The organism is Trichocoleus sp. FACHB-591, assembly GCF_014695845.1.
Classification (GTDB): Bacteria; Cyanobacteriota; Cyanobacteriia; order FACHB-46; family FACHB-46; genus Trichocoleus.
Window position 1 is genome coordinate 1 of the sequence record NZ_JACJPA010000007.1, and the last position, 11,936, is coordinate 11,936.

8 protein-coding genes and 1 pseudogene are annotated in these 11,936 nt (G+C 46.6%); 5 read left to right on the top strand and 4 right to left on the bottom strand.

What is annotated here, in order from left to right:
• Positions 1-226 precede the first annotated feature (226 nt).
• Entirely contained in the window at positions 227-601 is a 375-nt protein-coding gene (locus H6F90_RS00135) for a response regulator (RefSeq protein WP_190549121.1), read from the bottom strand.
• An 85-nt stretch (positions 602-686) separates the two neighbouring features.
• Positions 687-2,168: an ATP-binding protein gene (locus H6F90_RS00140; RefSeq protein ID WP_190549123.1), complete on the bottom strand. Its 1,482-nt coding sequence runs from the start codon at positions 2,166-2,168 to the stop codon at positions 687-689.
• Between the two features lie 182 nt (positions 2,169-2,350).
• Here H6F90_RS00140 and H6F90_RS00145 point away from each other — a divergent pair, with 182 nt between their 5' ends.
• Complete coding sequence (locus tag H6F90_RS00145) at positions 2,351-2,824, top strand: hypothetical protein (protein ID WP_190549125.1); 474 nt, start codon at positions 2,351-2,353, stop codon at positions 2,822-2,824.
• Positions 2,825-2,860: 36 nt separating this feature from the next.
• Positions 2,861-3,865: an acetylserotonin O-methyltransferase gene (locus tag H6F90_RS00150; protein ID WP_242024246.1), complete on the top strand. Its 1,005-nt coding sequence runs from the start codon at positions 2,861-2,863 to the stop codon at positions 3,863-3,865.
• Positions 3,866-3,881: 16 nt separating this feature from the next.
• On the opposite strand, the gene H6F90_RS00155 is transcribed toward H6F90_RS00150, so the two are convergent.
• Positions 3,882-7,757, bottom strand: coding sequence for a PAS domain S-box protein (locus H6F90_RS00155; protein ID WP_190549128.1), 3,876 nt, complete (start codon positions 7,755-7,757; stop codon positions 3,882-3,884).
• A complete protein-coding gene (locus H6F90_RS00160; protein ID WP_190549130.1) occupies positions 7,750-9,663 on the bottom strand; it encodes a response regulator in 1,914 nt (637 codons plus the stop codon). The genes H6F90_RS00155 and H6F90_RS00160 overlap by 8 nt, the downstream gene beginning before the upstream one ends.
• Before the next feature lie 212 nt (positions 9,664-9,875).
• Between H6F90_RS00160 and H6F90_RS00165 the strand changes: the two genes are divergently transcribed.
• From H6F90_RS00165 to H6F90_RS30425, 3 genes and pseudogenes are all read left to right on the top strand, one after another.
• Positions 9,876-10,403, top strand: a complete 528-nt coding sequence (locus H6F90_RS00165) for a hypothetical protein (RefSeq protein ID WP_190549132.1) — start codon at positions 9,876-9,878, stop codon at positions 10,401-10,403.
• A gap of 114 nt (positions 10,404-10,517) precedes the next feature.
• Positions 10,518-11,306: an ADYC domain-containing protein gene (locus H6F90_RS00170; RefSeq protein WP_190549134.1), complete on the top strand. Its 789-nt coding sequence runs from the start codon at positions 10,518-10,520 to the stop codon at positions 11,304-11,306.
• 271 nt (positions 11,307-11,577) lie between these two features.
• Positions 11,578-11,703, top strand: a pseudogene (locus H6F90_RS30425) (ATP-binding protein); the annotation flags it as partial.
• Between the last annotated feature and the right edge of the window lie 233 nt (positions 11,704-11,936).

Consider the following 11,936-nt stretch of genomic DNA (forward strand, 5'->3'; position numbering starts at 1 on the left):
GCGACAACCGTGCTCGGAGCCTGCCTAGGCGAGGTGGTTGTTGCCCTGTTGCTTCAGGAAGTTGAGCAAAAGCGCATGCTGTTACAGCAGCAGGGGTGGGAGGTTCAGATTACGAGGTGCAAGATCTGAGTAAATCGAACTTATTTAATGCCAGTTGTGGATAAAAAGAGTGGGGACAATAGGCGTTATCGTCTTAAAGGTGCAATGATCGTTGCGCTCAAACTGCTTAACGCCAAGTCAAAGCATCAATAATCTGTTGGGCAAGGATAAGCGGACGAAAGGGTTTTGTAAAGACAGCGGCAATGTCTAAATCATGAAAATTGTGCTGTTCTGAAGTTTGTACTTTAGCAGTCATCAGGATTACGGGAATGGATTGGGTTTCAGGTTGTTGTTTGAGGTGTTGTAAAGTGGCACGACCGTCCATATTCGGCATCATCAGATCGAGCAGAATCGCATCAGGGTGATGTTGAGCCGCGATCGCAATTCCTTCGGCTCCAGAGCTAGCAGTCAGAACCTCCCAGCCCGCTCCCAGCTGCAGACCAAGTGTGGCGATCGCTCGTACATCTGCCTCGTCATCCACAATCAAAATTTGCTTCTTCATCGCAATCTTCTAGAAACTAATGCTCATAAAGGGTATCGCTGAATCGGGGAGAAGTTGGGGAGAAGTCGGGGAGACACGATTAAATTTATTCAGCGTCAAGTGGCAATTCAACATAGAATGTGCTGCCTTGATTGACAGTGCTTTCCACCCAAATTCTGCCACCATGCTGCTCGATAATATTACGACAGATGGCAAGTCCAAGCCCGGTTCCACCCTTTTGACGGGCATCCGATGCATCTACCTGTTGAAATCGCTCAAAGATCGTCTGGAGCTGATGGGAGGGAATGCCTCGCCCCTGATCGCAAACACTAATACAGACACTTGAAGTCTGCTCTGAACTGTAAGCCCGTACGTTAACTGTTGTTTGGGCAGGCGAAAATTTAATTGCATTACTCAGAAGATTGGTCAAGGTTTGCACAATGCGATCGGGATCAGCAGCGAGTGAAATTGACAGCGGTTCTGTAATTAATTGAATTTCAGAGCGATCGGCCATTGCTTGCATTTCTTCAGTTGCCTGAGTCATCAAGTCAGCCAGATTGCACGATTGCTGATTCATCGTGATTTTGCCAGAGCGAATCCGTTCGAGATCGAGAATGTCATTGATTAAACGGATCAATCGCTCTGCATTTTTTACGCCGATATTGAGAACTTGCTGCCCTTGCTCAGTCAAGCTGCCTAACTGCCCGCTACTAAGTAAATCGAGAGATCCCATCATTGAGGTCAGCGGAGTGCGTAGCTCATGGCTGACTAAGGAAATAAATTCGTTCTCAAGACGTTTACGCTCAGTGATGTCATTTGCAATCAATAAAGCGTAAGTTGCTCCGTTCAGCTCAATGCGATCGAAAGAGACCAAAATACTTTTGACACTACCGGAGTGAGTGAGTAGTTCAAATTCTAAATTATGAAGGGTTTCTATGGTTTGCAGACGATGCAGAAAAGTCTCGGAATCGTGGCCTAAATGTAGCTGTGTAATTGAATTGCCGATGACTTGATCTCGGGTGTAACCACTCATGCTGAGAAAACTAGGGTTCACTTCCATTAATTGCCCTTCAGGGATGGTTACAATCGCGATCGGATTGGGGCTTTGTTGAAAAATGGTCGCAAACTTCTCTTCTGCATGTTCGCGATCGCGAATTTCTTGCTGAAGTTGTTCGTTTTGAAAGCGTAGTTGATTCTGAAGTCGTCTCAATGTTAGATGGGTTTCAATTCGGGCCAAGACTTCTTCAATCTGGAATGGTTTTGTGATGTAGTCTACACCACCTGCCTGAAATGCTTTGACTTTGTCACTGACTGCTTCTAACGCACTGATGAAAATGATCGGAATATCTCGGGTGCGATCGTCGGCTTTTAGATGTTGGCAAACTTCGTATCCGCTCATCTGTGGCATATTCACATCGAGCAGGATTAAATCTGGGGGCATTACTTGTGCGCCTCGAATCCCCGTCGAACCCTTCGTAACACTGCGAACCTTGTAACCGTGTTCAATGAGCAGGGTCGATAACAGATTGAGATTTTCTGGCGTATCGTCGATGACCAGAATGTCGGCTTTTGGCGTCGGCTCAGACATTGCAGAATTTGATTGGAACTCTCACCAGATTTTAAGACCAGATACCCCAGTATCTAAAGTGGCCTCAGCAAAAAGAAACGGATCTCCCCCATTGCTGAGCGAAATGAGTTGAGACTCCCCGACTTCTCCTCGATCGCTGCCTACTGTAAGTGACATCAGCCAACTAGAAGTTAGAGGTTACTATGTTTCATCATATTTCAATCGCTGTAGATCATCCGTTGCACGTTGCGAATGTTTTGGCAGAAGTGATGCAGGGCAGTTGTTTTCCCTTTCCTCCCCATCCAGGAAGTTATATGGTGATCGTCGATGATGGCTATGGAACCGGGATTGAGCTCTATCCGGCTGATACCCAGTTAATTCCAGAGCCAGAACAAGTTGGTTTTTCGTCAGGAACTGCTCAAACCTTTATGTCTGTTCATGCCGCGCTTTCGGTTTCGGTTTCGCAAGAACAGATCGTACAAATCGCCGATCGCGAAGGATGGCTGGCGCGATTGTGCGATCGCCATGCCTTTAAAGTGATCGAACTTTGGGTGGAGAACAAATTCATGCTCGAATTGCTCACCCCCGAAATGGCAAAGGAATACTTACAATTCGCTCACACTGCTGGCTATGAAGCGTTTTTGCGTCAAGCTGCCCCCCAACTTGTTGAAGCGTAGAAATTAACTTAGAAATCAACTGGAGAGAAAAGAATCATGATGACGATGGAAAGAGTAGAAGTTGCTCCCCAAGAGACAATGTTGAGTTTGATCGGCGGCTTTTGGGTTGCACGATCGATCTATCTGGCTGCTCAGTTAGGTGTTGCTGATCTATTTGACGATCAACCGAAAACAATTGCTCAACTTGCAGCCGAAACCAACACTGATCCGCGATCGCTCTACCGCCTCCTGCGCGCCTTGGGTAGTGTGGGCATCTTTACCGAAGTCTTAGATGAGGCTTTTGCACTGACTCCGCTGGGAGCAACGCTGAAGAGTGATAGCCCTGGCTCAATGCGATATGCGGCGCTCGCACAAATGGGCGATGACCATTCGCTGGGTTGGAATAACGGATTACACAGCCTGAAAACGGGTGAGGTTGCATTTGATGCCGCAGCAGGAATGCCGCTCTGGGCTTACTATGCTCAACATCCTGAATTGGGTCAGGTATTCTCGCAATCGATGACCAGTATGGGAAGCGCGATCGCCCAAGCAGTTGCCGCGAGCTACGACTTTTCTGGATTTAATGCGATCGTGGATGTGGGGGGAGCGCAAGGGAGCTTAATCTCTACAATTATGCGAGCCAATCCCCATCTCAACGGCATTTTGTTTGACTTACCTGAAATCATTGCCAACATCCATGTTGAGCAGAAGATCCAACCTGTTGCCGGAAACTTCTTTGAGTCTGTGCCGACAGGTGGAGACGCTTACTTGATGCGATGGATCATTCACGATTGGAATGATGAAAAGTCTTCAATCATTCTGAAAAATTGCCATCAAGCGATGCCCGATGATGGAAAGTTGTTGCTCATTGAAAGTATCCTTCCACCGGGCAATGAACCCTCTCCAGCAAAGTTCATCGATATGATTATGCTGTTGATGACAGGCGGCCGAGAGCGCACCGAGGAAGAGTATCGATTGTTGTTGCGATCGAATGGGTTTGAATTGACTCGTGTGATTCCAACACCTTCGTTGCTGAGCATTATTGAGGCAGTCAAACTATAGTAGAAGTCCAGTCTCCTTATGTTTCCTGAGTCAGCTCGGCAATCTCGTCAAAACAGAACTTGTGAACTAACTCCGTTAATACAGCCGCTAAATCAGAGTCTGAAGTTTGCTGAACCAATTGTAAGATTTGGTCAGCATCGACGGCAAGCGAGGCTTGATGCAGTTCTGCAATCCAGTCTTGGGGCATGATTGCCAACATGGAACGAGTTAACGTTAACCGAGGTGATAAATCAATCGGAGGTTCGTTATCTTCTTCGTATAGATATTTCACCCCAAGATGCTCAGCTAGCTTTTCAAATAAGTGAGACTCTCGAAAGGGTTTTGCCAAAAAATCATCGCAGCCAGCAGCCAGAACTGAGGCGCGTTGCTCTTCAAAAGCACTGGCCGTTAATGCCAAAATCTTTGGTCGAGTTTGAGCTGATTCAAGCGCCCGAATTCGCTGAGTTGCCTGATAGCCATCCATGATCGGCATGCGCATATCCATCAAAATTAGGTGCGGTTGCCATTGCTGCCATTGTGCGATCGCATCTTCTCCATTTACGGCTGATTGTGTTTCAAATCCCACCATCTGCAGCAATTGCTCGACGAAATCTCGGTTCTCAGTGCGATCGTCGACGACTAAAATTCGATAGGTCAGTCGTTGCGGGGTTAGTTGTAAGACTCGTTTTGAAATTGAGGTGGGTGCAACTTCTGTCGGGTTTGCGATCGCGATTTGAATTTCAAAAGAAAACGTTGATCCTTGTCCTACGGTTGATTCAATGTGCATATCTCCGCCCATCAATTGCACAAATCGGCGACTGATGGTTAACCCCAGCCCTGTGCCTTCTCGCAGTTGAGAACCACTACTAGTTTGGGTAAACGGGCGAAATAGCTGCTCAAATTCTTCTAAAGCAATTCCCTGTCCCGTATCTTGAACTTTGAATTGCAGGGTTACCTCTGAGCGCACCGTTGCTTCTAGCGTAATGCTGCCACTGTCTGTAAATTTCAGGGCATTGCTGAGCAAATTGATCAAGACTTGGCGGAGCTTGTTTTCATCGGCTTGAATGTACTGAGGCAGATCGGGTGCGATCGCAAAATTCAACGCGAGTTGCTTGGCTTTGGCTCGCATCAAGAACATCTCTTGTAGCGTCTGTAAAAGATGATGCAGATCAAAGGAAACCACATTCAAGGTCGTTCGTCCTGCTTCGATCTTTGACATCTCCAGCACATCATTAATTAAATTCAGCAAGTGTTCACCGCTGCGATTGATGATGGCAAGGGAATCGCGTTGACGACCAGCCAGGGTGGCATCGCGTTCGATCAATTGCGAAAAGCCTAGAATTGCATTCAAGGGTGTACGTAACTCATGGCTCATGTTGGCGAGAAATGTACTCTTGGCGAGATTTGCCGCCTCAGCCGCCTCTTTGGCAATGCGTAAATCAGTTTCGGCTTTGTATCTGGCACGTCCAATTGCAATCAATTCACTTACGAGCCTGAGACAGTCGATATCTTCTTGACTCCAATCTTTCTGAAAGTGAACCGTATCAATTGCCAAAAATCCCGTTACTTGCCCTCGATAGATCACCGGAACACCGAGCACCGATTGAATCGACTGACGAGTAAATAGCTGGCGCTCGGGGCCTTCTGGCATCGTTTGAACATCAACTGTTTGCAGGGATTGTCCTGATAGAAACTGTTGATGCAAATGGGGATGCTCAACAACGCTCGACTCTCGGGCTTCAGGTGTGAGCGGGGCAACGCTATCACCACACCATTCGTAAGCTAATTGGCATCTCGTCTGGTCAGCGTCATACTCGAAGATAGTTCCTCGTTCTGCGCCAATATGATGTGCAACCGATTCTAAAGCAAGATGAATTGCGGTTTCTGCATCCTGGTCAATAAACTGCCGAGACAGAGAGCTGAGTAAGTGATCTAACTGGGCTCGACGTTGCAGAGTTTTTTCGGCCGCTTTGCGATCGCTAATATCTCGCACCATCGCTAAAACATGCGGCTTTCCGTTATAAATACAGGTTGTTCCTTTGACCTCAATATCAATCAGACTGCCATCCTTACGAACATCAACCGCTTCACCACAGAACGGCTGCCTTAAAGTCATGGCTTCAATAAAACTATGAAATACTGGCAGACTGTCTGGATGAATATACTGCAATGGATGTAATGTTAAAAACTCCTCGTAAGAGTACCCATGCATTTGACAAGTGGCAGGGTTTACTTCAACCACACTCATTATGTCCAAATCCATGATGAACAAGGCATCAGTAATCGCCTCAAAGATAGTGCGATACTGGGCTTCTTTCTCTTGTAAGGCTTGTTGTTGAGCTTGCAGCAGCGCATTCTGATGCAGCAAGGTTGCTTCAGCTTGTTTTTGTTCTGTAATATCGGTTTTGGTGCCAATCCATTCTTGAACGTTGCCTTGCTCATTAAGAATGGGCACGCCACGCACTGCGAATAGTCGATACTCACCGGATGCTACCTGAATGCGTTGCTCTACTTCATAGACTTGCCTGGAGTTCACTGCCTCTAGCCAAGCTTCTGCGGTTGCAGGTCGATCATCGGGGTGAATACTCTCGAGCCATCCCCAACCTTTGGCGCTCTCTTCGCTCCGTCCAGTTAGCGCACACCAAAGTGGGATATCTTCGACTACTTCTCCTATGGCATTGGTTCTCCAAACGGCTTGAGCCGTGGCAGTTACAAAAGCCCGATAGCGTGCTTCACTCAGTCGCAGAGCTTCTTCGGCTAATTTACGATCGTGGATGTCTCGTGCGACACCGATGATTTGTAATTCTCCGTCCGCTCCCAGAGTAGGTGCCACGTTGACGACTTGCCATCGAAAACTGCCGTCTTTGTAGCGCGATCGACATTCAATCCCAGCCTGCGGTTCACGAGTCTCGACCATCTGTCGGTTCAGCCTAAAACACCCCTCAGCATCGTCAGGATGCAGAAATTGAGGGAATGGTTTACCAATCATTTCTTCGGGCAAGTAGCCCATGACGTTAGCGACGTTAGGCGAAACGTAGCTAAAAATACCCTCTGGTGTATTAACAAATAAAATATCATTGGCGTTTTCTACAATGTTGCGAAAGTGTTGTTCACTGCGTTGCAAAGCCGCCTCAGTTCGCTTGCGATCGCTAATATCTCGAAAGAAGGTGATGCGCCCATAGTACTCGTCAGTAGAAGATTTGACCGCTTTACTATGACGTTCGATCGTCCGTCCATCTTTCAACGAAAGCTCATCGTGAAAGACTTCGTCCAAGTTTTGGTAAAGCGTTTCGATGCCCGCTAAAAAAGCCTCTGGGTCTTCAATCTGATCTGCAACCATCTCAGCAATCTGCCGCGAGTTTCGGGACGGCAACTCTTCGGGCAAGCGCCAGATGTCGCAGAACTTTTGATTGTAGTCCACGATATTGCGATGTTCATCTGCGACTAAGATGCCGTCGATCAACGCTTCTTGTTGGGCTTTCAGTAGGGCATTACTGCGACGCAGTTGCTCTTCAAAAGCTTTTTGCTCGGTAATATCTCGCATGATCGTGGAGATAAATTTGAGCGATCCATCTGGGTTTTTATGCGCGACAATAATTTGAGAAGCTGGAATTTCTCGTTTATCTTTCGTGACAACAGCCGTTTCTCCAATCCAGATTCCGTCTCGAACTGCGATCGGTACAGCTTCTTCAAACAAAGCTTTAGCAGCTTCGGGCGGATGATATTCTGAAATGGGCTTTTGTAATAAGTCTTCGGTATCTCCAAATCCTAAGGTTCGACGTGTAGCCTGATTGGCATAGAGGGTTTGTCCTGCTGCATCGGCAATGCCAATTAAATCCACCGCAGATTCTAAAACCGAAATCAAGTCTTCCCGTTGCAGTTGTTGAGTTGGAGAGGTTGGTGCTTCACTCATGGAACGATCCTTCTAAGCCGAGACTTGCAGTTTTATAGAGCGATCGTAGGGTTAGTCCATCGGTTGGATAGTCCACTACGGCGAAACGATAGATTAAATTTGGAGTTTCAAGGCGTTGTCGTTGCAGCGTGGCTACTACGTCTGATAACCGCTCCTGAAACATTGCTTTTGTGGTTTGAGAACTGGCAATGATAAATTCACCATTTCCCCAATAGCCAAGAATTTCACTGTTGCTAAAACTAGATTGCAAGCATTGTCCAGTTTGTTTGAGAATCTGGTTTCCAATCCCGTGACCCTGCTCAATGTTCATTTGTCTTAGTGTTGGGATATAGAGAATTGCCAAGTAAGTCGTTTGATGATTGCGAAATTGAGCTGCGATCGCTTGACTCGAATAAAACTGATTTGCCAGCCCAGTAATTGAATCCTTAGTGCTTAACGTTTGTAACAGTCGCAATCGCTCTAATCGTTGGGTGAGCCGTGAAAGTAATTCCTGCCCAACAATTGGTTTTACAACATAGTCATCGGCTCCAGCAGCAAAAATTTGTTGAACAGTTGCAGTATCTTGATGAGCGGTGAGAAAGACGATCGGTAGACTCTGCCAAGTTGGATTTGCTCGAATCGCCTGACAAAGCGCAACGCCATTCATCTGGGGCATTTCAACATCCAAAATCAGCAGATCAGGATTAGTCGCTGATAAAACCGTCCAAAATTGCAACGGATTATCAATTCCCGTTAGGCACATTCCCCAAGGTTCAAGGAGCTGTTTCAAGGTGTCCAAAATGAGTGGATCATCATCGACTGCTAAAACTGTCCAAGAGCGGAGAGCTTGTTTAGACTCTCTTACATTGTGGAGAACTTCAGCGTCAAAGTCTCTTATTTCTGAAGGATCGAGGAAGCTTTTACCCGTTTCAACCGGAGCCGAAAGATTTAGAATATCGCCCAACTGTTGAACCAGCGATCGCACTGCTTCATCTGGCAATTCGGCTTGTTCTTCAAACTGTTTTTCTAGCTGTCGAGCAATCTGTGTTCCTTCCTCGCGATCGAACATACCGAGAACACCTGCTAACTTATGAGCAGCGCTTTCTGCTGCTGAGCGCAATTCACTAGATAAGGGGTCAGTGTGGACGGCTTGTTGCAGCACCGCAAATCGTTCTTCCATCAACCCACGATACTGTTCCCAAAGTTGTGCAAGTTGGTCGTCATAGGACTGCGTCGATTGTTCCTGATTGGTCTCAATTCCTTCGCGCAATCGGTATCCCAACCCATACACGTTCTCAATCCAATTAACGGCACCTGCTGTTTTTAGCTTCTGCCGCAACCCTTTAATGTGAGATTTGACGCTCTCTTCCTGGGGCGGATCATCAAACGTCCAAAGATGCTCAATGATATCCCCACAACTAAAAACGCGAGATGGGTGACGCAGAAACAATTCGAGCAAACTATACTCTTTCGGGGTTAGCGGCAGTAGTTTGTCGGCATAGGTCACTTGGCACGATCGCGGATCGAGCTGTAACTTGCCAATCGTCAAAACCAGGCTTGCTGCTACCGTTCCCCGCCTCAACAAGGCTCTAACTCGGGCTTGAAGCTCTTTTAAGTCAAACGGCTTTGCTAAATAGTCATCGGCTCCTGAATCTAATCCTCGAATCAGATAGGTGCTGTCATCCTTGGCGGTCATCAATAAGATTGGGGTTCCACAACCGCGATCGCGGATTTTCTGGCAGAGCGTGATTCCATCTAATTTAGGCAGCCCTACATCAATCAAAATCAGGTCATAGGTTGTGCTCTCAGCACATTCCCACCCAATCGCACCATCCTCTGCTGTGTCTACTGAGTAATGATGTTCACTCAGCGATCGCGTAATTGCATCTGCCACAATCAAATCATCTTCAACCACTAAAACCCGCATACCTATCGCTCACCTAGCCCTAAGGTGATTGTAAGGTAGGTCACCCTGCGTCTTGAAGCATTCTTACAAGAACACAACAATCGAGCAGGTACCAGTTAGTTTTTCTCCTCTAGTTCTCCCCGATTATTCTCTATCTTCAGGGATATCAAGCAAACAGCTTACATTCAAGCTTTGTTGAATCTCAACTTCACGAACACAACCAGAGGACAACTATGAACCGTCAATTCCACACCGTTGCTATCCTGACAATCCTAGGTGTTTTGTCTTTTTCACCGATTGCAAAAGCTGGACTTACCCAAAACAGCGCATCATTGGATGGTTCCACCGTTGAGCATACCCAGCCGTCTCTGCCATCTGATGATTTTCCTAGCTTAAACCTAGAAGGACTCACTCAGAACGGCACATCATTGGATGGCTCCACCGTTGAGCATACCCAGCCTTTTCGTCAAGCTGACGGTCCTTTTAGCCAAGACTATTATGGATCTAATCTAAACGGCACATCATTGGATGGCTCCACCGTTAAACATACCCAGCCATCTCTCCAATTTAATGATCCTTCTGGCCTAGACTTCTATGGGTGCAGTTACTATGTTTGTAACGGCACATCATTGGATGGTTCCACCGTCGAGCATACCCAGCCTTTTCGTCAAGCTGACGATCCTGCTAGTCTAGACTTTCAGCAAAATGACAGCTTGATCAACAAGACAGCGAATCAAGATAGCGTGACTGCCAATGAGTAATCTCTAGTTTTCAGTCTCAAGTGATTTGCTGAAGGCTTGCCACTCATGACTTGAGCCCATTCCTAACATGAATCAAGGGATGGGCTTCTGGATCGCTTTACGCAGTTCTAACTTATGTATCAATCTTGGTTTGGCTCTCTATTTTGCTTGGCGATCGCTATTAACATTGGCATCGTTGATTTTGCTAAATCTCAACCGAATCTTGCCACCCCGATCAATGCTCTAGCGCCGGGGAGTAAGATCATTGGCTTCGACGCTCAAGGACATCGTCTGAAGTTTCAAATTCGCAGTGCAGAAGTGGATCAACAAGATCCACAGCAAGAAACCTACCTTTACACGGTGTTCTACAAAACCAAAAACCAGACTTGGCAAAACTACTGTCGAGCAACGAATCACTTTGCGGCGAAAGCCATTGCACTTCCAGGAACCTGGGATCGCAATGGCACTTACCAAGGGGACGAAAACCAGATCACATTTAGTTGCCTCAGTGGTGCATTAGCAAAGTGTGTTCGTTTAGGCTACAAACCTTGGCAAACCATCAATGGGCGATCGCTCCAAGATTATCATCAAGCCTGTGTACGAATGATTCGCGCGGATTACTGCGGAGATGGAACAGCACACACGCGAGATGGAACGCAAATTAATATCTACGATCGTTTAGGGATTCAAAAACGGAGTGTAGTCCCTGGGATGAGTTTTGAAGCGGCGTGGGGCAGCGATGGAGCGCGATCGATTCATCGTACCCGCTACCCAGAGGATTTAGCTTATGTGCAACAAGTTTGTCCCTATCGGCTCGCAAGCAATACAAAAACAAATCAAATGGCCCCAATCGCTCAATCACAATCCCCTTTTCCCACACTCCTATTCAACGAATCTGCAATCCAGCAATTGAAGCGACAGTAGTTTTCATGAGAACATTGAGCATCAGTTCAACCATTGAATTTCAAATCACTCGTATAAAGATTGCTTCGATTAGACTAACAAAAAGTAGAAAAATTTCCTCAGCTGTGGCAGCTATCCCCTAGTTCTCTCCGATTTTCTGTAGGTTGAAAAATATTCCATTCAGCCTGCGCTGAAACTCAATCACATTCTGAAGTGTCTCACTCTCCGTAGAAATGAATATCATGAACTTTATAAGTTTCCTCAAGCATTAGCTCAAAACTCTGATCATTAGTTCTGCGATTCGATGATGACCGTCGTGGCGATTGATCGCCTAGTGCATCACGCGACAATTATTGAACTGCAAGTGGAGAGTTTCCGTAAGCAGGCAGCCCTAGCCCGTTCCAAATCCTCTGGATAGCTCATCCATAATTGTCATTTCTCCCACGTCGCGATCTACTCCTATTTTTTGATCTCGATTTCCCCTAGTTCAGCAGAGATTTCAAGAGATTTTATATGAACAAGGGTCTATGTAATTGACCTCAGTACAGGACAAAAACTTGCAAAGGTCTCATAGGAAAGGGTTTCATGAGAATTACCACATTCTTTAACCATGAAACCCTATGCATCAGGCTACTCTACTTCGAGATGCCT